The following is a 21,630-nucleotide window of genomic DNA, read 5'->3' on the forward strand; positions in this document are numbered from 1 at the left end:
GTTGGAAAGCTGCTTTCTTTGCTTACTTTCTTTGCAGCAGCAAAGAAAGTGAGTCCCGCCCCGGACAGGGGCAGAGCGAATAAACCAAAACCAATACAAGTTCCATGGAAGCCCAAGCGCATCAAACGGTGTAAACCCAAACCAAACCAACCCACCCCACCCCCGCCCCCAGCGCCAGCGACCCATCTCCCGCGTCTGGTTTTCCCTCATCGCGTTTCCCCGTATATCAAATTCGGTATCGGAGAGAAGAATTAACTGATTGGACCGTCATCGGCAGTGGCGCTAATCTCCATCCCGGTACGTGCCGATATTCGTTGCAAAAGCGTGACCAAAAAAGCGGCGCTGCTCACCATAACGACACTTAAAGAACAACTACATCGGAGACAGCTATGACACATTCACGACGCGCCGCGCTGGGCGCGATCATCGGTTCCGCGCTGATGCTGGCGTTCGGCACAACCGCCCACGCCGACGACAAGAAAATCACCCTCGGTTTCGCGCAAGTCGGCGCCGAAAGCGCATGGCGCACCGCCAACACGGTTTCCGTGAAAGCCGCGGCAAAGGACGCCGGCATCAACCTGAAGTTCTCGGACGCCCAGCAAAAGCAGGAAAACCAGATCAAGGCCATCCGCTCCTATATCGCGCAGAAAGTCGATGTGATCGCCTTCTCGCCAGTGGTCGAATCCGGCTGGGAGCCGGTGCTGATCGAAGCGAAGAACGCGAAGATCCCCGTGATCCTCACCGACCGCAACATCGACGTGAAGGACACCTCGCTCTACGTGACCATGATCGGCTCGGACTTCCTCGAGGAAGGACGGCGCGCCGGCAAGTGGCTCGAAGAGCGCTACAAGAACGAGCCGGGTCCGATCAACATCGCCGAGTTGCAAGGCACGGTCGGCTCGGCGCCGGCCAACGACCGCCGCGCAGGCCTGCTCGAAGTCATCAAGAACGATCCGAAGTTCAAGGTGATCGCCTCGCAAAGCGGCGACTTCACGCTCGCGGGCGGCAAGCAGGTGATGGAAGCGTTCATCAAGACCTACGGCAAAAAGATCAACGTGGTCTACGCGCACAACGACGACATGGCGCTCGGCGCCATCCAGGCGATGGAAGAAGCCGGCTGGAAGCCAGGCAAGGACGTGAGCGTCGTCTCGTTCGATGCAACCAAGGGCGGCTTCCAGGCGATGATCGCGGGCAAGATCAACGTCGATGTGGAATGCAGCCCGCTGCTCGGGCCGCAACTGATGACCGCTGTGAAGGACGTGGTCGCGGGCAAGCAGTTGCCCAAGCGCATCGTCACGGAAGAAACCGTGTTCCCGATGAGCGTCGCCGCGCAGGTGCTGCCGCAGCGCAAGTACTGAGCGTCGCACCGGCCCGCCGCGCAACGCGGCGGGCCGCCGTTTGACCCCTTCCGGCCGCGCTCATGACCGTCTCTCCGATTCTCGAAACCATCGGCCTCTGCAAGACCTTTCCCGGCGTGAAAGCGCTTCAGAACGTCGACTTCCGGCTCTTCCCCGGCGAAATCCACACGCTCATGGGACAGAACGGCGCCGGCAAGTCGACGCTCATCAATGTATTGACCGGCGTGCATTCGCACGAGGCGGGCGAGATTTTGCTCGGCGGCCAGTCCGTCAATTTCTCGACGCCGCTCGAAGCCGAAGCGGCCGGCATCCGCACGCTGTATCAGGAAGTGAACCTGTGCACGAACCTGTCGGTGGCAGAGAACGTGTTCGCCGGCCGGCAACCAAAGCGGCGCGGCGCGATCGACTGGAAGTCGATCCATGCGCGCGCTGAAGCCGCGCTCGCCGAACTCAATGTCTCGCTCGACGTCACCAAGTCGCTCGACACCTACCCGATCGCCGTGCAGCAGATGGTCGCGATTGCGCGGGCACTGTCGGTCGATGCGCGCGTGTTGATCCTCGACGAACCCACATCGAGCCTCGACGACAGCGAAGTCGCGCGGCTCTTCGACGTCTTGCGCAAGCTGAAGCAGTCCGGCATCGGAATCCTGTTCGTCACGCACTTTCTCGAACAGACCTACGCGATCTCGGACCGCATCACCGTCATGCGCAACGGCGAGCGCGAGGGAGAATATCTCGCGGCCGACTTGCCGGTGGAATTGCTGGTCTCGAAGATGGTCGGCCACGAGCGGATGACCGAGCGCATGAAGCGCGCCGCGACCGAACCGCCGGCGCAGAAGACCGCCGTGCCGCCGTTCTTCGAAATGCGCGAGGTCGGCCGGCGCGGGCTGATGAATCCCGTCGATATCGACGTGCAACCGGGCCAGATCCTCGGCCTTGCCGGGCTGCTCGGCTCCGGCCGCACGGAGACGGCGCGGCTCCTGTTCGGCGCCGAACGCGCCGACTCGGGCGCGATGACCATTTCCGGCAAGCCGGTGAAGCTCCATTCGCCGCGCGATGCGGTGCGCCACGGCATCGGCTATTGTCCGGAGGATCGCAAGAAGGAAGGCATCGTCGCGGAGCTTTCGCTACGCGAGAACATCATCCTCGCGTTGCAGGCGCGGCGCGGCTGGTGGCGAAACATCAGCCGCGCGAAGCAGCGCCAGATCGCCGACGACTATATCGAGCGCCTCGGCATCAAGGCCCGCGACGCCGAGCAGCCGATCGGCCTGCTGTCGGGCGGCAACCAGCAAAAGGCGCTGCTCGCGCGCTGGCTCGCGACCGAACCGAAGATGCTGATACTCGACGAACCGACGCGCGGCATCGACGTCGCCGCGAAGTTCGAGATCATGGACCGCGTGCTCGCGCTGTGCGCGAAGGGGCTGGGCATCCTGTTCATTTCGTCGGAAGTGAGCGAGGTGGTGCGCGTGAGCCACCGGATCGCCGTGCTGCGCGACCGTCGCAAGGTGGCGGAAGTCGCGGGCAATGCGGCGACCGAGGACCAGGTCTATCAGTTGATCGCCGGAGGGGGAAATCCATGAAGCGCGTCAAGGCGATGTTGCAGCATCCGCTCGTCTGGCCGGCGTTCACGCTCGTCCTGCTGTGCCTGCTGGACCTGTCGCAGAACCGGCACTTCCTCTCGGTCACGATGCTCGACGGACATCTGTTCGGCGCGCCCATCGACATCCTCAACCGCGCCGCGCCGCTCGTGCTCGTCTCGCTCGGCATGACGCTCGTGATCGCGACGCGCGGCATCGACATCTCGGTGGGCGCCGTGGTCGCGATCGCGGGCGCGACGGCCGCGAGCCTGCTCGCCGACGACCCTTCGCGGGTCGGTGCCGCCCTCCTCGCCGCCGTCGGCGTCGGCGTGCTGGCGGGCATGTGGAACGGCTTGCTGGTGGCCTTCGTCGGCATGCAGCCGATCATCGCCACGCTGATCCTGATGGTGGCCGGACGCGGCGTCGCGCAGTTGCTGACGGGCGGCCAGATCATCCCGATCGACGCGGCCGGGTATCTGGCCGTCGGTGGCGGGTATCTCGCGCGCGTGCCGTGCTCGGTGTGGGTGGCGATCGCGGCGGTCGCCGTGACCGCGCTACTGATGAACCGCACGGCGCTCGGGCTGTTCATCCGCGCGATCGGCATCAATCCGGTCGCGACGCGTCTGGTCGGCCTGCGCTCGGCGGCGATCGTGTTTGGCGTCTATACGTTTTCAGGGCTGACGGCGGCGCTGGCGGGCATTCTCATCAGCTCGAACGTGCGCAGCGCCGATGGCAACAACGCTGGCCTCCTGCTCGAACTCGACGCGATTCTCGCCGTGACGCTCGGCGGCACGTCGCTGCTCGGCGGGCGCTTCAGCCTGGCGGGCACGGTGCTCGGCGCCCTCATCATCCAGACGCTCACCTACACCACGTACTCGATCGGCGTGCCGCCCGAGGCGACGCTGGTCGTGAAGGCGGCGGTGGTTCTGGTGGTCAGCGTGATCCAGTCCGCGACGGCGCGCGCGGTGCTCGGCAAGCAGATGCGGCGCTTATTTCCGAGTCACCGGGCCAAGTCCCTGAGCGAGGTTGCCTGATGAGAAAACACCTCGACCGTCTGCTCGACCCGCGCACGTTGCCGATTGTCGTCACTGTCGTGCTGTTTGCGGTGCTGTTTGGCTTCGGCTCGGTGATGTACACCGGATTCTTCTCGTTGCAGGTGCTGCTCGGCCTGCTCGTCGACAACGCGTTTCTCTTGATCGTCGCGATCGGCATGACGTTCGTGATCGTATCGGGCGGGATCGATCTGTCGGTGGGATCGGTGGTCGCGCTCACGACGATCCTCGCCGCCGTATTCACCGAACGCCTGCACTGGCCGGTATGGGTGATCGTGCCGCTGATCCTCCTGCTCGGCGCGCTGTACGGCGCGGCGATGGGCGCGCTGATCCACTTCTTCCGGTTGCAGCCGTTCATCGTGACGCTGGCCGGCATGTTCCTCGCGCGCGGCGCATGCTTTCTCATCACGACGCAGTCGATCACGATCAACGACCCAGTCTTTCACGCGATCTCAGGCTTTCACGTGCAGATCGGCAGCGGGTCGCTGACGGCAGGCTCCTTGATCGCGATCGCCACGCTCGTCGCGGCGATTTTTGTCGCGCATTACACGCGCTTCGGCCGCAACGTGTATGCGATCGGCGGCAACGAGCGCTCGGCGCTGCTGATGGGGTTGCCGGTCGCACGGACCAAGGTCGGCGTGTATGCGCTGAGCGGGTTGTGCTCCGCGCTCGGCGGACTGGTCTTCACGTTGTACGTGCTGTCGGGTTATGGCTTGCAGGGACAGGGGATGGAACTCGACGCCATCGCCGCGACGGTGATCGGGGGAACCTTGCTCACGGGGGGCGTGGGATATGTGATCGGATCGGTCTTCGGCGTGGGGATCCTCGGGACCATTCAGACGCTCATCACCTTCGATGGAACGCTCAGCTCGTGGTGGACGCGGATCGTGATCGGCGCGCTGCTTTGCGCGTTCTGCCTGCTTCAGAGGGTGATCGAGCGGCACGCGGCAAGGCGGAAGTCGGGCGGGACGGGGGCGCATGTCGTCGCCAGGGAGAGAAGCGCGGGGCAGGCTTCGGCGACGCGAGTGGGGTCAGGGCCGGTGCGGCTGATTCGGCGGGGGCGAGTTCTTTAGGGTGGGGCTTTGAAGAAACTCGTTCGGCGTTGGAGATATTAACCAGATATCAAAACGATCGGAACGCGATCAAATCACGCCCGGTGGGACGGACTTCTCAAATCGCATCCCTCTTGATTCACCTACGAAGCCGGTTCTCGACACTAATTCGAGCGCGCGTTCGTCGGACATTGTCATCATCCACGCATGGCCTGTCGCGCTGCATGTTCTTCTCGGCCCGCGCGAAAGGTGGCGGCTCAGGGCCTGGGCCTCGCGTTCGTCGCGCGTGTCGCCTGCGAACAGCAGGGCGGCGTCGCGACCACAACTTCGCAGCCGCAAAATGCGCATGTTTGCCCACATTCTTCCCTCCGAACACGTCCGGCGCTGCGAAAGAATCGCGTTCCGCCGTATCACTTGGTGAAAGCCGCATGTGCAATTCCACGTACCGAAAAATCGGCGGCGCTTCGCGTCCAATGTTCGGCAACGCACAGAGCCCACTCTGCTAGTCGTATTCACTGAGACCTTCGCGGATTTTTCAATTTCGATGGTTCTTCGCATAAAAGACGAAGGATTGTGGTCAAATTTACCCAATTATTTTGCTTAATAAGGATTTTTTACTGACAGTGTTTCGTAAAAAATAACGTCCCGGAGAAAATACTGCCGATTTTTACTATTGAAGCGACTACACATGAAAGAAGAAATAAGGCGGATTTTGAAGGAGGTCGCGAATTTGCAAGTCCCTGTGGAATCGTTGCGAGACGACGATGATTTATTCGCGGCCGGGCTATCCTCTTTGACGACGATCGAGGTAATCATGGCGATCGAATCGCATTTCGGAATCGAAATTTCCGACGAGGCAATGACACCGAAGCTATTTGAAAGCATCGACTCACTTCATCGCGCTGTTCAAGCGTCAAGGCGCAATGAACAAACATTGTGAGTCGAGATTCCTTGCCGTTCGACTCAGCAAGGATCATGCGGCGGCACTCGCATGACTGACTGGCGGAAACAAATCCTTGCTCTCTAGTCGCACTCGGTCGCTGAGCGTAATGAGATCACCCTCCAAGTCGAGAGGAGCTGAATGAAACCCATCGTATTCGGCGACCGCTTTGGATGGCTTCATGCGGGAACCGGGGCCCGCGGTATTGTGCTGTGCAGCCCTTATGGCCATGAGGACACGTGGAGCAGGAAGGCTCTGAGGACGCTCGCCGAGCAATTGTGCGCGCACGGCTTCACCGTTCTGCGATTCGACTACATCGGCACCGGTGACTCGGCCGACGCGGAAGAATCGAACAACATCATCGATGCAGCGGTCGATGACGTATGTGCGGCCGTTGCAAAGCTCAAGGAAGACTCCCGGATCACAGACGTGACCCTCTGCGGCTTCCGTCTGGGAGCGTCCTTCGCCGCGCTCGCTGCATGCCGCTCCTTCGTGAACGCGTTAATACTCCTTGCGCCCATCGTCGACGGCAGACGTTACATACGCGAACTTTCCCTTTTGCGTAAAACCTGGCTTGACCAACTGCCTGCTCCGATCCGTGACGCTCAGCCTGATGGCGGCGAGCTTAACGTGCTTGGACAGATCTATCGAGCCGAGCATGTCGCGCAGCTTTGCGCACTCGATATCGCGGACGCGTTCGAGTCCCGTCGCGTCCCGCTAGCTGACCGGTCGCTCATTCTGGATGTGACAAGCGGTGCGAGCGAGAAGCTGCATAAGACATTGCGCCGCCTGGGCTCGGATACCGAGTGCCGCATTTTCGAAGGCTATAGCGCATTCATGCAGCAAACCGCCTTTTCAGTCATGCCACGTGAGGCGCTGGCGACGGTCGTCAACTGGGCGTCCGCTGGCAGCATGAGGCAAAGCCCGTCGGCTCGTACTCCGCTGGCCGCAGCCCGGAATGCCGCGCCGTCAATTCGAACCGTGCATTCGGTTGAACGTCCGGTCTTCTACGGCGCGCCAGGTCTGTTCGCCATTCTCTGCGAGCCGCGTGGCGTGGACCGCCATGACTCCGTGCTGCTCATAGCCAACACATCGGCGAATGCGCACGTGGGTGACAGTCGTCTTTCGGTTCGCATCGCGCGAACGCTGGCGCGCCAGGGCTTTGCATCGCTGCGCATCGATGCACGTGGCTTCGGCGATAGCGCCCCCTTGCCGCCCGATCAAATGCCGAGCAATCCAAGCGACGCGATACATTCAAACGGAATCGTCGAAGACATTGCGCGCGCTGCTGCCTGGCTTGAGACGCAGGGCTATGCGGACGTGGTGTCGTTCGGAGTTTGCTCGGGCGCCTATGCGACGCTGCGCGCCGCCTTGGTCGAGCCTGCGATCACAGGAGTGATCGCGGTGAATTTGCAAAGGTTTTATGTTCCCAAGGGAATGGCGCTTTCCTCAATGAATTCGATGGCCGGGTATGCTTCGTCACTATCCGATTGGTCCAGATGGCGCAAGGTCTTTCGCGGCGAACGCAGTCTGACGCCGATCGCCCGCGCCATCATTGGCCACGCCGCGGCCCGGTTGCGTTCGAGATTGGACAACGCATTGGATTTGCGAAGCGATCCGCCCGCAAACGACCCGCGCGGCGTCGTACTCGCGCTTCAGCGTAAAGGCGTGGACACGTTGCTGGTGTACGGAGAACTGGATGCCGGGCTCGACCAGTTGCATGCGCAGTTTGGGAAGCATGGCAGGCGCCTGCCAAACGGCGCCAAGGTCAAGGTGGAAGTGCTGGCAGAGATCGATCACGCCTTGCTGAGCCCGCATGCAGCGGCCAAAGTGATCGAACGTTGCGAAGCGTTTATGCAATCCCGAAAGGCCGACACCATTGCGGCACCTGGAAACTGGTCACACGGCGATCGATCGCGTGCCGCTCTGCTGAGCGAACCAGTGGATTTGAGCGAGGTGGGATCAGCCCAGTGTCCGACTACACGCTAGACTTCATTGCGCTTCGCTAAAGGCTTGCGTCCGCGCATACCTGCCGAAGCTCCTGGCGCCGCAGTCGATTCCCGGCCGATCAAGAAATGATCAGGAACGTCATGCTTCATGATTTCGTCATCGATACTGTCGAGCGTCACCCAAGCCTTCCCGCACTCTGCGTGGATGGCGCAACCTTAAGCTACGCCGAGCTGGCCGCTTGCGCCTCTCGCGTGAAGGCTCGGCTGATCGACGAATGCAGCCGGATACCGGGGCAGACGATACGGTCCTGCTTGTTGTTCGCACACCGCAGTGCGAGTGCCTATAGCGGCGTACTCGGTATTCTTGCGGCTGGAATGGCGTATGTGCCTCTCAACCCGACGTTCCCCCCCGAACGCACCGCATCGATGATCAAGCGCGCCGGCACCCCGATTATTCTCGTCGACGAACGCTGCCGCGAACATATGGAAGCGGTACTGCCTCTGATCGATTTCCCGGTGCGCATCATATTGTTCGACGACGTGTTCTCTTCGCACGATGCGCCGACGAGCGCCACGCTCCGGTCGAACGGGTCCGCCGGCGATGCGGCGTATATTCTTTTCACCTCGGGCACCACCGGCATTCCCAAGGGAGTCAGTGTCAGCCACGGGAGCGCCTGCGCGTACATCGCCAACCAGTTGCGCTTTACTCCGCCAATGGCTGACGCTCGATACAGCCAGGTTTCCGATCTCACATTCGATCCGTCCGTGCATGACATGTTCGTGTGTTGGGCGAACGGCGGCTGCCTGCACGTTCCGGCCTCGCTGGACGCTCTGTATCTGGCCGAGTTCGTCAAGCAACAGCGGATCACCCATTGGTTTTCCGTACCTTCTATCGGCATTTTCATGCAGCGATTTCGCAAGCTTCGCGCGAACGCGTTCCCTAGCTTGCGAATCTCGATTTTCGGCGGCGAAGCCCTGCCTACCGACCTCGTGCGCGCATGGATGCAAGCCGCTCCCGCAACGCAGGTCGCCAATGTCTACGGGCCGACCGAGGCGACCGTCGCTTGCTTTCGCTTCGACGTAACGCCTGAGTTCCTGGCGGAAACAAGCCTTGCCGTGACGCCGATCGGTTGGCCCCTTGGCGGGCAGGAAGCGGTCGTCGTCGATGAGGAGCTGAAACCGGTTCGCTCCGGAAACAGTGGAGAACTTTTGCTCGGAGGGAGTCAGCTCGCCAGTGGATACCTCTCTGACCGCGAGGACGATCACCGCAAGTTCTTGCTGCATCACTATCCCGGGCAAAACGGCACCCGCTGGTATCGAAGCGGCGACGTCGCATGCGTATCCGATCGATATGGCATGCTGTTTCGCGGACGCATCGACACGCAGATCAAGCTCTTTGGTCACCGATTAGAGTTGCAGGAAATCGAAGATATCGTGCGAAAGTGCAGCGACGCCGTATTGGTTTGCGTGCTCGCATGGCCATGCGATCCGGCGGGCGCTCCAAAGGGACTCGTCGCGTTCCTGCTGAATCCCAAGGTCGACGAGAGCGAACTACTCGCGCGATACCGGCAGCGTCTGCCAGCTTATGCCTTGCCGCACCGGAGCGTTCATCTCGAGAACTTTCCGTTGAACGTAAACGGCAAGGTCGACCGCAAGAAACTCGCCGAGTTGCTCACGTAAGGGGCGCATTTCGCCGCGACTTGCGCGACGCCAAGCCAAAACGTGGCGTCAAACGGAGCTGATTGCCGGAGCGCGAATTCGCGGGCGTGAGCGGGCGTAACCGCCATGCGCCCAGCCCACGTGCCTTTCCGGGCCGTGTTGCCCTTGCTGGTGATCTGGGCCGATGCGTGCGCAGCAACGCCGAGACGTCTGACGGCGCCACCCACCTCGATGGCGTTAGCAGCGTTCCAGTGCGTTCGACAGGTCAGCGATCAGGTCGTCAGGATGCTCCAGCCCAACCGACACCCGTATCAAGCCTTCAGACACACCCGCCGCGGCGCGCGCCTCTGCGGGGACGCCCGAATGCGTCGTTGAGGCGGGGTGACAGACCAGCGACTCCGTGCCGCCAAGGCTCACCGCCGACTTGAACAGCGTCAGGCCATTGATGAAGCGAAACGCCTGCTCGCGACCACCGTCGAGGACGAAGGCGAACGTCGAGCCAGGCCCGGTGCATTGGCGTCGATAGACCGCCTGATACGCCGGGTCGTCGATGAGTTCGGAATGAAGAACTTTGACGGGCTTGAACGGATTGCTCGACAGCCATCGCGCTACGGTGCTGCCGCTTCGCGCGGCTTGCTCCATGCGCAGCACGAGCGTTTCCATCGAGCGGGTAATCATCCACGACGAGTGCGGATCGAGTTGCGAGCCAAGTGCGCTGCGGATCGCTCGTACCTTCATGATGAGGCTGCGGCTGCCCGTGACACCGCCTGCGACGAGATCGCTATGACCGCCGATGTACTTCGTCAGCGAATACACGCTCAGGTCCATGCCTTGTTTGGCAGGCTTCTGAAACAACGGGCCCAGCAGAGTGTTGTCGCACACCGAAAGCGGACGGTAGCCGTGACGCTCCTCGAACGCGTCGATTTCACGATGCAATCCCGCCAGATCGAACAGCGCATTGGTCGGGTTCGCCGGCGTCTCGATGTAGCACATCCGCACGTTACCCTTTTGCGCCGCCGCTTCGAGTGCAACGCGGATGGCGTCCGCCGACAGCCCATCGTCGATCACCTGCGAGCTGACGCCCCATTCCGGAAGGAACTTCGAAATCAGCGTCTCGGTGCCGCCGTACAGTGGCACCGATTGAACGACGCAATCGCCGGGCCTCAGGAACGCAAGCAGGATCGCGGCGATGGCGGACATTCCACTCGACGTCACGACCGCGGATTCAGAACCGTCGAGCAACGCGAGACGATCTTCGACGATCTCGAGGTTCGGGTGATTGAAGCGGCTATACACGAGGCCCGCACTTTCCCCTTCCGGCAAAGGTTTGCGGCCTGAAACCATATCGAAGAATTCGGCGCCGTCTTCGGCGGTGCGAAACGCAAACGTCGAAGTCAGAAAGACCGGCGGTTTCACCGACCCTTCGGACAGGAACGGATCGTAGCCGTACGACATCATCTGCGTCTCGGGGTGCAGATCCCGATCGGCGATCTTGCGCTTGTGATAGTTGCTATAGGCCATGCTTTGCTCCATGCCAGGTCGGAGGGAAAGTCGGACGGCGGTTGCAGTCACAGCGTGCATTGCGCTACAGAATTTCCAGTCTGCGTGCCAGCGCATCGACGCCGATCACTTGTCCCGTCGAGACCGACTCCTGTGGGAATTCCGCATCGCTGCACTCGGCATGAAAGTGAGCATGTGGACGACGATCGGTCCGCTCATTGGCGCACTTCGGTGCCGCCCCAATTGAGCGTGCGTATCGCAGTGATTGCAGTCTTCGCCGCGACGCTCGCAAGGCGCTCCGGAGCCGCGATGAGCGTGAACTCCGACACGCGTACAAGGCACCTCAGTTTCGAATGTTTTCCTCGCAATCTTCCCAGTATCGCAGCGGATCTTGATGTTGTGGAAAGCGTAGGTTGAGCCACGCCGACAGCCTGGTCCAATCCGGATGGTTGGTGCCCGTTTGAGCAGACCAGATCGACGATCTCTCAAGGATTTGACCGTTCCCGCGATCACGGACCAGCAAGCTGCCCAGTCCGCTCGAACTGTTCGCCTGTGACTCAACCAGATACCGTGGCAGAATCCGGAGTTCGGCATCCTCGGCCCACCCGTACACGGCGCGGACCACGCCGGACGGATCTCGCAACGCTATAGGGCCGCTCTCGGGGCGGACGGCTGTCCATCCTTCAGGAAACTCGGCGACAACCTCCTTCTTACCCTCCCTCACCCACCTCACGCGCCATGCCCGCACCATCGCGTCGCGCAGGCGGGATACCGACTCGTAGCCAGCAGGCAACTCGATCGCCATCGGAAGCGTAATGAGGTTGTCCTTCCAGAGTTTGGATTCGTCGTCGACGCGCTCGACCGCCTCGAATACCCCTGCTTCGAATGGGTTCTCGGGCCGGCTCGATACTTTCGCGTTCCCGCCGGGCAGACCCTCGAAAAGGCGCTCAGCATCCTGGCGGGTAAGTTTTGTCTTTCCTTTCTTCATTGATCTCTCTGCAGCAAGGTTGTCTCGCTAACGTCTGGGTCCTGATGACCGGAGTCGGGCGCCATGTCCTTCCACGTGTGTCCGGAGGCGCTCACGGTCCTATTCTGCACCATTCGCCTGTTACCGGCGTGCGCGCGTATCTTGCAGGCCGGCGACGGCTCCCGCACCGAATCAGGCAATAGCGGCACAGCCCCGGCCCGGCTGTTCGCGAAACCGAGATGCAGGATAATTATTAAGTGCGTATTGACGGGATGCCGTACTAGACTGACCAAGAGCCAGGGCATCCGCAACTTGGCGTCACCGTCGAAAGATTGCGGCGGCGCAACGCAGAGCCGAAACGCTGACTGTTCCATTACATCGACCGTGAGACGAATGCGTCGAGGAAGCGTGGATCATGTCCTCCAACACCAACACCGTTCTCCTGATAGACGACCACGCGCTATTCCGGCGCGGCGTCGCGCAGTTGATCGAAATGGACCCTGAGTTCACGGTGGTGGGCGAGGCGTCGTCCGGACCCGAAGGCGTCGAAATGGCGGTGCGGCTCACGCCGGACGTCATTCTGGTCGATCTCAACATGCCGCAAGTGAGCGGCATTGCGACGCTCGAACTGATGCGCCAGGCGGGAGTCAATTCGCGCATCGTCATGCTGACGGTATCCGACAGCGAGCGCGATGTCGTGGCCGCGCTGCGCGCCGGCGCTCAGGGCTATCTCCTGAAGGACATGAACCCGGAAGACCTCTGCCCCAGCCTGAAGAAAGTCTTGAGCGGGAAGCCGGCACTCAGCGAAGCGGTGACCGGGAGCCTCGTGCATGCTTTGTCCGCAGGACAACGCATGCCGGTCGAGCCGAGCGGCCTCACCGCCCGCGAACTCGAAGTACTGGACTACCTCGTTGCAGGCCTCAGCAACAAGGCGATCGCGCGCAAGCTCGATATCAGCGTCGGTACCGTGAAGGTCCACGTCAAGCACATGCTGCACAAACTCGATCTGCATTCTCGGCTGGAGGCGGTCGTCTGGCGCCACGAACACAGCGCACGCGACCATTGACATGCCTCGCAGCCACGCTGCCGCGGGAGCATGAGTCAGCCATCCAATCGACCGCGATCCGGGCGCCGGCTTGCGCGTCATCCCGACACTACCCTCAACGGGGCACCCTCCTCTGGACAATTGCGACCAGCAACAGGTCGGCAATACTACAAGTGCGGACTCATTGAATGACCGCCCACGTCACGCGCAGCGGAGGCCCACATGGACAACCTGAATTTCCTTACCCAACAGCAGATCTTCGACCGCGCTGTCGATCATCTCTTCGGCCAGGGTCAGGCGGCTTTGCTGCCGCGCGGCGGCGGTGCGTATCGGGGTTACTGCGGAGGCTGCCCTGTTGGCAGTTTCATCAAGCCCCGTGACTACATGACGGCGATGGAAGGCGTGCCCATCCGTTTCATCGGCAAGTCACCGGCCGCCGTTCCCGCCTATATGGACGTGGGCGTCGCAGCGCTCAGGAAGGCGTTGCTCCGCGCCCGCATCAACGTCTACGACCCTGCGACCGTCGAACTGCTCAGTTGCCTGCAAAACGTTCACGATGTCTTTGGCAAGTGGGAGTGGCACGAGCGGCTTCACTCGATCGCTCGTCAATTCGGCCTGTCGATGGACCTCGGGAAAGCCGCTGCATGAGCCTGACGAGCGCGACGGCGTAGCGGTCCTACCCCCAAGGGGGCAGCCCATCCTGGGCAATTGTACCGGCCGTTTCCCGCGCGAATAATGGGTTGCAAGGAGTCGCACGCGCCATACGATCACTGCCGCGAAAAGCTCCGGAAGAATCACGGCCAAACGACCTGGCATGGATTGAGGAGAGACAGATGAACACCGGCGAAAGCTCGTTGCGTCAACTCGTTGAGAAATGGTTTGCACCGAACCCCGAGACGCCGGCGCACGTCACGCAATTCGGTCGCATGCGGGAGAACAAGCAACGATTTGTGCGTATCGAGTCGGCGCAGCAGTCGTATCCGTTCGTCATCTTCTTCTTCCGCCACGACGATGGCTCGTGGCGCGTCTTCCCGTCCCGGCGCCAGCAGCCGGCAATCTCATATCGCCTGATCGACGCTTCGACAAGTCAATTCGATGGGCATGCCGAGCGCCGCGCAGCCTGACATGCAGGTCACGAATCATTCGGGCTCGCCGGAATCAGGGCGCAAATTGCCTGAACGCCAGGATGCACGTGAAGCTGGATCGAAACCGCACGCGTGAACTCGCGCGGCGCGTCTCCGAATCAGGAGATCCCGCTGCGGCCCTGGCCTTGTTCGAGCACAGCATTGCGTGCGGCCACACGAAGATCGCGCTGCTCCGGTATCTCGACGCCCGGCGCCTCGATGCACCGCTGCGTTCCTGGCACCACGCCTATGTCGAATCCGTTTCGACGAAGCTCGGCGCCCAGGAAGTGCAGGCGCTCGTGATGCAGTCGTGGCTGAGACACCAGCCGAGCCATCGCACGGAAGGAAACGGCTGAAGAAACATCGCGCGCACTAGGACTCGACGCTGCCCTGCATCTGTCCGTACATGATGATGGTAATGAAGCGGATCGGCAGCTTGATGAGCCGCTCGGGGCCATGTGGCACCGAGCCGCGAAACGTGAACGCATCGCCGGGTTGCAGCAGATAGCTGCGGTTCCCGTGGCGGTATTCCATCTTGCCTTGCAGCATGTAGATGAACTCGGTACCGGGATGCTCGAATGTCGGAAAGATCTCGGATTCGTCGTCCATCGTGATGAGGAACGGTTCGAAGAGTTTAACCGGCCCCTGATCGTAAGCCAGCAGGTGATACGTATGCCCTTTCGTCGTCCCGCGGCGGACCACTTCCATGCCCTTGCCCGACTTCACGTGTTGCGCGCGGCCTTCCTGTCCTTCGAAGTTCTTGAAGAGCGACGACATCGAAATGCCGAGCGCGCGCGCGATGCTCACCATCGATTCCAGGCTCGTCGAGACCTGCCCGTTTTCGATCTTCGACACCATGCCGCGCGACAGGCCGCTTTGCTCGGCGAGTTCGGCGAGCGTCAGCCCCTGGTTCGTGCGATTCTCCCGCACGACCTTGCCGAGAAAATGCTCGATCGACATCGACGCCGACGGTCGATCGCTCTCAGCCCCTTCGGGCATCGGTTCCGCGTGCTTCGAGTCCGCGTCCGTGTGTCTCGTCATGTGCTTTTGTCCTCCGGTGGCGCGGCGTCGGTGGCGGGCACGGCGCCGGCCGCATCGAGCGCACGGTCGAGCAAGTCCTGCGCGTTCGCCGGTTCACCCTGCGCGAGCGCCCACCCCACTTGTACCGATGCATTGAATTCATACCCTTCCAGACGCAGCGGCCGGCCGACGAGACGCCGCAGTTCGTCTGCAAGCATGTCGAGCGCCGCGTCGCGGTCACGCTGCGCCAACTGCTCGATCTGCGCGGCCGCATCGCACCAGCCGAGCGAGGACGCCTGGAAATCAGCGACGATCATCGCGAAGTCCTGCTTGTCGAGCAGCGTCGCGCAGTTCACGTCCGCCTCCGTGTTCTGCAAGCGCATGCCGAGATGGACCAGCACCCGGTCCGCGTAATCCTGCCCGAAGCGCTCCGCGATATGCTTGAGACCCGTCACGCGCACCGCGAACACGGCGCACAGGAGGCCGGTGCGCCGCGCCATCGCGTTCGCGAAGCTCAGGCGGTCCATGAACATCGTCGCGTTGGTGAGGCCGGTGGACCGGTCGAACACGAGCCGCCGCCGCGCGCTTTCCTCCGCGAGACGCCTGCGCGTCACTTCGATGATGAAGCCTTCCACGCCGATCAGTTCGTCGCGTGCGGAAAAGATGCCACGTCCCTGGTCCCACACCCATTTCGTTTCGCCGGACCGGTCGATGATGCGATACGTCAATTCGTACGGCTCGCGTGTCAGCAGGCGCGACTGCACTTCGTTCCAGACAAACTCGCGGTCGTCGGGATGGATCAGCGAACCGAAGGTGATGCGCTCGTCGTCGAGCAGTTCGCTCGCTTCATAGCCCGTCAGTTCAAAGCACCCTTCGCTGACGAACTCCATCGACCAGCGCCGGTTGTTCTGCCCGCGATAGATCATCGCGCGCAGATTCGCGAGCAGCGTGCGCAGGCTCCGCCGGCTCGCACGCAGCGCGTCTTCGTTGCGGCGGCGATTCGAAATGTCGTTCGCAAGACCGACTGCGCCGATCAGCTTGCCCTCGTCGTCGGTGACGCCATGGCAGCGCAATTCGACGTGGATCAGGGTTTCATCGGAGCGGATCATGCGGGCTTCGGTATTGAGCTCGCTGAGGTGGCCATCGAGCACGCCCGTCAGCTTCGCGCTCAGCGCCTCGCGATCCTCCGGATGGAAGAAGCTCGCAAACGGCGCACGATCCACGCTGTTGCCGACGATGCGCATCAGGTTGCGCCATGCCGGATTCGAAAAGATCAGATGCAGTTCGCGGTCGACGCGAAAGAGCGCCTGCGGCAATTGCACCACGACGTCCTGACAATAATGCTGAACCTGCGCTTCGTTGCGCTGCTCGTCGGCGCTCGTGTAGGGCGCGGGAAACTGCAGCATCGTGAGGTGCGAGCCCTTGCCGCGCAGCGCCGTCACCGGATGCAGGCGGAACGTGCCGTCACCATACGCGATCCGCAGCGAACCGGCGGTGCGTTCCTCGTCGCCGCCGGCGTCCTGAAGCAGCTTGGTCAGATCGAGCAGCGACTGTGGATGAACGAGGTTGTTGAACGGCATGCCGACGATATCATCGACATAGGGCTCCCAGTGCGCATGCTTGAGAAACGCCTCGTTGACGAACACGAGCGCGTCGCGGTCGAGCAGCACGGCCGGCGTGGAAAGATTCGCAGCGAACGCGCTCAGTTGCGGCGATTCGGCGCCGGGCGTGCCGCGCCGCGTGGCGCGTCGCGCGCCCGATGCGTAGGCCATCACCAGAAGCCCCGCCGCAATGGCGCCCGCAAGCGCCGTATAGACATACAAGAGCCCATCCACTTGCGGCCCGATGCCGAGCCGCGCCACGACGAGCGAGGCGACGGCAAGCAGCAACAGGGTGGAAAACAGATAAACTGACATGGCGCTTTGGTCTCGCGATCCCGGAACATGGAGCACGAGCGCATCCGCTGCGCGCTTCCCAGTCAACCACTCACAGATGAACGCTGCCCAGCCCGCGCCGTATCGCCGTCATCCACTCTACGCCAAAACCTGCGCGGTCCTCGCCTGCCTCGTTGCGCTGATGATGCTGCTGTTCGTGAGCGAACGCATGCGCGTCGACGGTGACGTTGCCTATCGCGAGGCCGCCTCCAGTCTGCGTGAATCCGCCCGGCTATGGCAGTTCGCCACCGACACCGCGCCCTCCTCACCCGAAGCGGCCGCGTCGGCGCGCATGCGCGCCGACCTGCTCGTTCGCAACGATACGTTATTGGCGGACTGGAGGCAACGCGGCGCGCCGAGCCCGGCGCTCGACGGCCTGCTCAAGGCGTTGCCCGATGCGAGCCCGGTGTCCGGCGGCAGGCTCGATGCCGTGACGGCCCTCGATGCCCTGCGCGCCGAGATCGAACGCGAAGCCGAAGCGCATGCGGCCGTGATCGCGCTCTTGCAGGCCTGCACGGCGATCCTGCTGCTCGTGGGCGTCGCGACGCTCGCGTGGAGCGCGCGCAGCGCGTTCGTCGTGCGTCCGGCGCTGACCTTGCAGGCACTCACGCAGGCAGGACATACGCCGCCCCAAGGCCGTGACGAAATCGACCGGCTGCTGAAGCTGCAAGACCACTTGTCGGCGCGCTTGCGCAGCGAGAAGGACGAATCGGCGCGCCTGAAGCGCATCGTCGAGGACCACATCGCGTTCGCCGATCAGTCGCTCGACCTGCTTCACTACATCTGCGCCCAACTCGCCGAGGACGTGCCGTCGCGCGGCACGCTCGAAGCGCTGCTGCAACGCCTCGTGGGCATTTCGCGGGCGCGCCGCGTGGCGCTCGTGCTGTCGGAATCCTCGGCGCACCTGCTGGGCGTCGACGTGGTGGTTTCGCCAGGCGGCGATCCGCCGCTCATCGTGCGCGACCGCGTGGTGCACGAACTGATGACGCTCTCCGGCGTGCGCGCCGTTTCCGCCAGCGAACGCACTGGCGTGCCGCTGCCGGTGCTCGCCGCGCCGGTTCGCGTGCCTTCGGAAACCTATGGCGTATTGATCTGCGAAGGCGACCCCGACACGCGCTTCGAGCCGCGCCATCTTCACCTGATGGAAACGATCGCAAGCGTGCTGGCTCACGCAATCTCGAACCTGGGCCGCGACGTGCGCGATCGCCGCATGGTCCTGCTCGAAGAACGCAATGCGATCGCGCGCGAACTGCACGATTCGCTCGCGCAATCGCTTTCGTACATGAAGATTCAGCTGGCGCGCCTGCAGGCCGTGCTGCCGGAGGAGCTGGCGAAGAGCGACGTCGGACAGATCGCGCAGGCGATCCGCGAAGGCATCGACAGCGCCTACCGGCATCTGCGCGAGCTGCTCACGACCTTTCGCACCTCGATGCACGCGCAAGGCCTCGCGTCGACGCTGGAGGAGGTGGTCGACGAGTTCGCATCGCGCAGCGAGATACAGATTTCGATCGACAACCGGATCCGTCGCATGCGGCTGACGGTCAACGAGGAATTGCACGTCGTGCAGATCGTGCGCGAGGCACTGACGAACGTAGTGCGTCACGCGCGGGCGTCGACGGCGCTCGTGCAACTGTCGTCAAGTGGCAGCGAGGTCACGGTGATGATCGAAGACGATGGACGCGGCATCACGCGCGAGCAGGGCGACGAGCATCACTACGGCCTCGCGATCATGCGCGAGCGGGCGCGAAGCCTCGGCGGGCGGCTCGATATCCGCTCGCCCGGCACCGGGTCGCGCGTGGTGCTGACGTTCGTCCCCGCTTCGATCACGGCTGACAAGGCGCGCAGCCGGGCGAGTGACTCTGGCCGGTGAATCCGCGAACCGGCGCCCCGCAAATAAAAAAATCCGCCGGGTGGACTCCGGCGGATTTCGGCTCGACCAGCACCGCGTCTGCTGCGGGTGTCGACAGGCTCACGGCATCCCTTCGAGATCACGCCAGCAAGTGGAAACTACAGGTAAAGCTGCTCTGGCTGCGGCAACTCGCCGGGCTTCTCCGCATCGACCTGCACGCCCATGAAAGCCGCCAGTCGCCGTGAGAAATGGTCACGCACGAAGAGGCTGCGCTTGCAGCCTCCGCACTCGGCGACGTTGGTGGTCACGCCTTCGTTCAGGGTCCGGCAATGAATGCAGTACACCCGGCGATGCAGGCTGCCGCTGTGAGCCAGCTTCACCGCTTCGCGCGCAAGCGCGAAGCGCTCGCCGAGTTGCCGCACGGACCAGATGAACGGCTCGCTGCCGAGCGCATAGATCCGCATACCGATCTTCGCGTCGCGCAGCGCAGGTTCGAGCGCGGCGAGGAGCGCGCCTTCATCGTCGAACCGGCGCTCAGCCCCGGCTTGCGATGCAACCGCGCCCACGGCCCATACTTCAAGCGGCACAGCCCGGCTCAGCGCATCTTCGGCGCGGGCGCGGTCGGCATCGGTCGCACCGGATGTGACGAACCAGTGTTGCGTTCCATGCGGGTCCGCTTCCAGCGGGACATAGGTCGGGCGGCTCGTGTTGGTCGAAGTCATCGTCTCGGTGCCTTCCAGTTGAACGCTGCGTGATCGGATTGCGGGATCGGCTTATGTGATCGGCTTATGTGATCGGCTCGAGCAATCAATAAACGGCCATGTTATGCGTGACGGCCACCACGATGATGCCGGCCAGCACCGTCGCGTAGGGCAGGATTCCCGCGCGCTTCTGCACCCTGCCGCTGCCGACGAGTTGCATGTCCTCCTTCATCGCGTCAGGGAAATGGCCCTTGTCGACGATGTAGTGGCGGTAGACGAACACGGGGAGGATCAGTGCGGCGAACGTGAGGCCCGAGTACAGCGTGCCTGCGCCCCAGATGTCCGCGCCCATGCCGAGCAGCGCGAGGTTCACGAAGGAGAACAGCGTGCCGAGCGCGAGCAGCCAGTTCGGCGCACGGAACGGACGGCTCCAGTCCGGTCGGTCGAGCCGGTGGATCCACGCCGAATTCAGGTTCAGGAAGTTGAAGATGATGTATCCGACATTGGACATCGCCAGAACAAACACGTAGTCCGACATCAGCAACAGGATCAGGTTGAAGCACAGGTCGGTCCACATGGCGCGCGTCGGCGCACCGTGCGAGTTGACATGCGAGAGGTACTTCGGCAGCCAGCCGTCCACCGATGCCTGATACAAGGTGCGCGAGGAACCGGCCATCGAGGTCATGATCGCGAGCACGAGCGCGAGCACCAGCATCACGATCAGAATCCGCTCGACGAGCAGGCCGCCGTGGATCATCGGCGCCATCGCTTTCGCGACGCCCATGCCGCTATAGATGTCCGGCGACAGCATGCCGTTGTAGACCGCCGCCGCAACGACCTTGCCCGATGCGTCCTTCACTTCGGGCGTGACGAGGTGGCCCAGGCCGAGCACCCCCTGGAACGAGAGCGGCACGACCGTGAACACGAAGATGCACAAGAGGCCCGAATACAGGATCGCCTTGAACGTATCCACCTTCGGGTCGCGGAATTCACGCGTATAGCAGACCGCGGTCTCGAAACCATAGGTCGACCACGCGGCGATGAACAGCCCGCCCGCCATCAGCGTGACGCCGCCCATGCCCCACGCGCCGTCCACGACCTGGCCCGCGGCATCCTTTGCGAATGGCACGAGCGGCAGCAGGTTCTGCATCGGCAGGTCGCCCGTGATCAGCGGCACCGTGCCGACGAGGATCAGCGGGATCAGCGCGGCGACGCCGAGAATCGTCTGGATGCGCGCGGCGTTCAGGATGCCGCGGTGCTGGATGGCGAACGTGATCAGGAGGACCGCGGCGCCGAGGATGAACGTCGAGTTGATGCGCAGGCTCAGGCCCGATCGCAGCCAGTCGAGACTGCAAAGCGTGATCTGCCAGGTGTTGATCGCGGCGTCGGGCGGGAACATGACGGAGAGGATGTACCCCGCCGCCAGACCCGAGCCGATGGCGAGCACCGGCGACCACGCGAACCAGTTGCACCACACCGACAGCGGCGCGAACAGTTTCGAATAGCGGACCCAGGCGATCGCCCCGTAGACCGATGCCCCGCCCGACTTGTGCGGGAACAGCCCTGCGATCTCCGCGTAGGCAAACGACTGGACGAAGCCGAGTCCGATCGAGATGATCCACACGGCCCACGACAGCTTGCCGACGGTCGCGGCAATCGAGCCGATCGAGAACAACACGAGCGCGGGCACGCCGCTCGCCACCCAGAACGCACCAGTCCAGCTGATCTTGCGCTGCAGGGAACCGTCGGGTTCGCCGGCATAGTCTTCGGGAATCGCACTCATCTCCGTCTTCCTTTCAGGTTGAGTCACGGATACGTGGAATCATCACGAGCGTCCTTCCCGCGCGTTGTCGCGATCGGGCACGCTCGGGAAGGAGGGCATTGCGGCGGTACAGGATTAAAG

At 62.7% G+C, this 21,630-nt stretch carries 18 protein-coding genes; 12 read left to right on the forward strand and 6 right to left on the reverse strand.

All coding sequences use genetic code 11. The annotated features are described in order from the left end of the window. Nucleotides 1-389 precede the first annotated feature (389 nt). From AWB68_RS12160 to AWB68_RS12190, 7 genes are all read left to right on the forward strand, one after another. A complete protein-coding gene (locus tag AWB68_RS12160) occupies nt 390-1,358 on the forward strand; it encodes an ABC transporter substrate-binding protein (RefSeq protein WP_087644604.1) in 969 nt (322 codons plus the stop codon). A gap of 62 nt (nt 1,359-1,420) precedes the next feature. After that, nucleotides 1,421-2,938 carry a sugar ABC transporter ATP-binding protein gene (locus tag AWB68_RS12165; protein ID WP_087644605.1) on the forward strand — a complete coding sequence of 506 codons (1,518 nt, stop codon included), beginning with the start codon at nt 1,421-1,423 and terminating at the stop codon, nt 2,936-2,938. Then, nucleotides 2,935-3,969, forward strand: a complete 1,035-nt coding sequence (locus AWB68_RS12170) for an ABC transporter permease (protein ID WP_087644606.1) — start codon at nt 2,935-2,937, stop codon at nt 3,967-3,969. The genes AWB68_RS12165 and AWB68_RS12170 overlap by 4 nt, the downstream gene beginning before the upstream one ends. Continuing rightward, nucleotides 3,969-5,060 (forward strand): galactofuranose ABC transporter, permease protein YjfF, encoded by a 1,092-nt coding sequence (gene yjfF, locus AWB68_RS12175; RefSeq protein WP_087644607.1) that lies wholly within the window; start codon nt 3,969-3,971, stop codon nt 5,058-5,060. Before AWB68_RS12170 ends, yjfF begins: the two co-directional genes overlap by 1 nt. Nucleotides 5,061-5,727: 667 nt before the next feature. Then, nucleotides 5,728-5,979: an acyl carrier protein gene (locus AWB68_RS12180; protein ID WP_087644608.1), complete on the forward strand. Its 252-nt coding sequence runs from the start codon at nt 5,728-5,730 to the stop codon at nt 5,977-5,979. 141 nt (nt 5,980-6,120) lie between these two features. Further along, the gene (locus tag AWB68_RS12185) at nt 6,121-7,968 is read left to right on the forward strand and encodes an alpha/beta hydrolase family protein (protein WP_087644609.1); all 1,848 of its coding nucleotides are present in this window, start codon (nt 6,121-6,123) and stop codon (nt 7,966-7,968) included. A gap of 86 nt (nt 7,969-8,054) precedes the next feature. Continuing rightward, the gene (locus AWB68_RS12190; protein WP_235028291.1) at nt 8,055-9,608 is read left to right on the forward strand and encodes an amino acid adenylation domain-containing protein; all 1,554 of its coding nucleotides are present in this window, start codon (nt 8,055-8,057) and stop codon (nt 9,606-9,608) included. A 216-nt stretch (nt 9,609-9,824) separates the two neighbouring features. Here the strand turns inward: AWB68_RS12190 and AWB68_RS12195 are convergent, their stop codons facing one another. Both AWB68_RS12195 and AWB68_RS12200 read right to left on the reverse strand, forming a co-directional pair. Further along, nucleotides 9,825-11,108 (reverse strand): cystathionine gamma-synthase family protein, encoded by a 1,284-nt coding sequence (locus AWB68_RS12195; RefSeq protein WP_087644611.1) that lies wholly within the window; start codon nt 11,106-11,108, stop codon nt 9,825-9,827. Between the two features lie 322 nt (nt 11,109-11,430). Further along, nucleotides 11,431-12,075, reverse strand: a complete 645-nt coding sequence (locus AWB68_RS12200) for a hypothetical protein (RefSeq protein WP_087644612.1) — start codon at nt 12,073-12,075, stop codon at nt 11,431-11,433. Between the two features lie 394 nt (nt 12,076-12,469). On the opposite strand from AWB68_RS12200, the gene narL reads away from it, so the two are divergent. The 4 genes from narL to AWB68_RS12225 all read left to right on the forward strand — a co-directional run bounded on the left by narL (nt 12,470) and on the right by AWB68_RS12225 (nt 14,579). Beyond that, entirely contained in the window at nt 12,470-13,120 is a 651-nt protein-coding gene (gene narL, locus AWB68_RS12210; RefSeq protein ID WP_087644614.1) for a two-component system response regulator NarL, read from the forward strand. Between the two features lie 201 nt (nt 13,121-13,321). Beyond that, nucleotides 13,322-13,747 (forward strand): hypothetical protein, encoded by a 426-nt coding sequence (locus AWB68_RS12215; protein WP_087644615.1) that lies wholly within the window; start codon nt 13,322-13,324, stop codon nt 13,745-13,747. 185 nt (nt 13,748-13,932) lie between these two features. Then, complete coding sequence (locus AWB68_RS12220; RefSeq protein ID WP_087644616.1) at nt 13,933-14,223, forward strand: hypothetical protein; 291 nt, start codon at nt 13,933-13,935, stop codon at nt 14,221-14,223. 68 nt (nt 14,224-14,291) lie between these two features. Continuing rightward, nucleotides 14,292-14,579 carry a hypothetical protein gene (locus tag AWB68_RS12225; RefSeq protein WP_200828681.1) on the forward strand — a complete coding sequence of 96 codons (288 nt, stop codon included), beginning with the start codon at nt 14,292-14,294 and terminating at the stop codon, nt 14,577-14,579. Between the two features lie 16 nt (nt 14,580-14,595). On the opposite strand, the gene AWB68_RS12230 is transcribed toward AWB68_RS12225, so the two are convergent. Together AWB68_RS12230 and AWB68_RS12235 are read right to left on the reverse strand one after the other, a co-directional pair. Beyond that, the gene (locus AWB68_RS12230; RefSeq protein ID WP_087644673.1) at nt 14,596-15,222 is read right to left on the reverse strand and encodes a helix-turn-helix domain-containing protein; all 627 of its coding nucleotides are present in this window, start codon (nt 15,220-15,222) and stop codon (nt 14,596-14,598) included. A gap of 38 nt (nt 15,223-15,260) precedes the next feature. Further along, nucleotides 15,261-17,159, reverse strand: coding sequence for a PAS domain-containing protein (locus AWB68_RS12235; RefSeq protein WP_087644617.1), 1,899 nt, complete (start codon nt 17,157-17,159; stop codon nt 15,261-15,263). Between the two features lie 76 nt (nt 17,160-17,235). Here AWB68_RS12235 and AWB68_RS12240 point away from each other — a divergent pair, with 76 nt between their 5' ends. Continuing rightward, nucleotides 17,236-19,047 carry an ATP-binding protein gene (locus AWB68_RS12240; protein WP_087644618.1) on the forward strand — a complete coding sequence of 604 codons (1,812 nt, stop codon included), beginning with the start codon at nt 17,236-17,238 and terminating at the stop codon, nt 19,045-19,047. Nucleotides 19,048-19,184: 137 nt separating this feature from the next. Here the strand turns inward: AWB68_RS12240 and AWB68_RS12245 are convergent, their stop codons facing one another. Both AWB68_RS12245 and AWB68_RS12250 read right to left on the reverse strand, forming a co-directional pair. Continuing rightward, complete coding sequence (locus tag AWB68_RS12245; protein ID WP_087644619.1) at nt 19,185-19,748, reverse strand: dimethylamine monooxygenase subunit DmmA family protein; 564 nt, start codon at nt 19,746-19,748, stop codon at nt 19,185-19,187. An 85-nt stretch (nt 19,749-19,833) separates the two neighbouring features. After that, nucleotides 19,834-21,510 carry an APC family permease gene (locus AWB68_RS12250; RefSeq protein WP_087644620.1) on the reverse strand — a complete coding sequence of 559 codons (1,677 nt, stop codon included), beginning with the start codon at nt 21,508-21,510 and terminating at the stop codon, nt 19,834-19,836. Nucleotides 21,511-21,630 lie beyond the last annotated feature (120 nt).

Origin of the sequence: Caballeronia choica (genome assembly GCF_001544535.1) — a bacterium.
GTDB lineage: Bacteria > Pseudomonadota > Gammaproteobacteria > Burkholderiales > Burkholderiaceae > Caballeronia > Caballeronia choica.

Bases quoted from the DNA above. Each gene is read 5' to 3' on its own strand.
- AWB68_RS12160 (WP_087644604.1), top strand. From the start codon at position 390: ATGACACATTCACGACGCGCCGCGCTGGGCGCGATCATCGGTTCCGCG.
- AWB68_RS12165 (WP_087644605.1), top strand. From the start codon at position 1,421: ATGACCGTCTCTCCGATTCTCGAAACCATCGGCCTCTGCAAGACCTTT.
- AWB68_RS12170 (WP_087644606.1), top strand. From the start codon at position 2,935: ATGAAGCGCGTCAAGGCGATGTTGCAGCATCCGCTCGTCTGGCCGGCG.
- yjfF (WP_087644607.1), top strand. From the start codon at position 3,969: ATGAGAAAACACCTCGACCGTCTGCTCGACCCGCGCACGTTGCCGATT.
- AWB68_RS12180 (WP_087644608.1), top strand. From the start codon at position 5,728: ATGAAAGAAGAAATAAGGCGGATTTTGAAGGAGGTCGCGAATTTGCAA.
- AWB68_RS12185 (WP_087644609.1), top strand. From the start codon at position 6,121: ATGAAACCCATCGTATTCGGCGACCGCTTTGGATGGCTTCATGCGGGA.
- AWB68_RS12190 (WP_235028291.1), top strand. From the start codon at position 8,055: ATGATCAGGAACGTCATGCTTCATGATTTCGTCATCGATACTGTCGAG.
- AWB68_RS12195 (WP_087644611.1), bottom strand. From the start codon at position 11,108: ATGGCCTATAGCAACTATCACAAGCGCAAGATCGCCGATCGGGATCTG.
- AWB68_RS12200 (WP_087644612.1), bottom strand. From the start codon at position 12,075: ATGAAGAAAGGAAAGACAAAACTTACCCGCCAGGATGCTGAGCGCCTT.
- narL (WP_087644614.1), top strand. From the start codon at position 12,470: ATGTCCTCCAACACCAACACCGTTCTCCTGATAGACGACCACGCGCTA.
- AWB68_RS12215 (WP_087644615.1), top strand. From the start codon at position 13,322: ATGGACAACCTGAATTTCCTTACCCAACAGCAGATCTTCGACCGCGCT.
- AWB68_RS12220 (WP_087644616.1), top strand. From the start codon at position 13,933: ATGAACACCGGCGAAAGCTCGTTGCGTCAACTCGTTGAGAAATGGTTT.
- AWB68_RS12230 (WP_087644673.1), bottom strand. From the start codon at position 15,222: ATGCCCGAAGGGGCTGAGAGCGATCGACCGTCGGCGTCGATGTCGATC.
- AWB68_RS12235 (WP_087644617.1), bottom strand. From the start codon at position 17,159: ATGTCAGTTTATCTGTTTTCCACCCTGTTGCTGCTTGCCGTCGCCTCG.
- AWB68_RS12240 (WP_087644618.1), top strand. From the start codon at position 17,236: ATGAACGCTGCCCAGCCCGCGCCGTATCGCCGTCATCCACTCTACGCC.
- AWB68_RS12245 (WP_087644619.1), bottom strand. From the start codon at position 19,748: ATGACTTCGACCAACACGAGCCGCCCGACCTATGTCCCGCTGGAAGCG.
- AWB68_RS12250 (WP_087644620.1), bottom strand. From the start codon at position 21,510: ATGAGTGCGATTCCCGAAGACTATGCCGGCGAACCCGACGGTTCCCTG.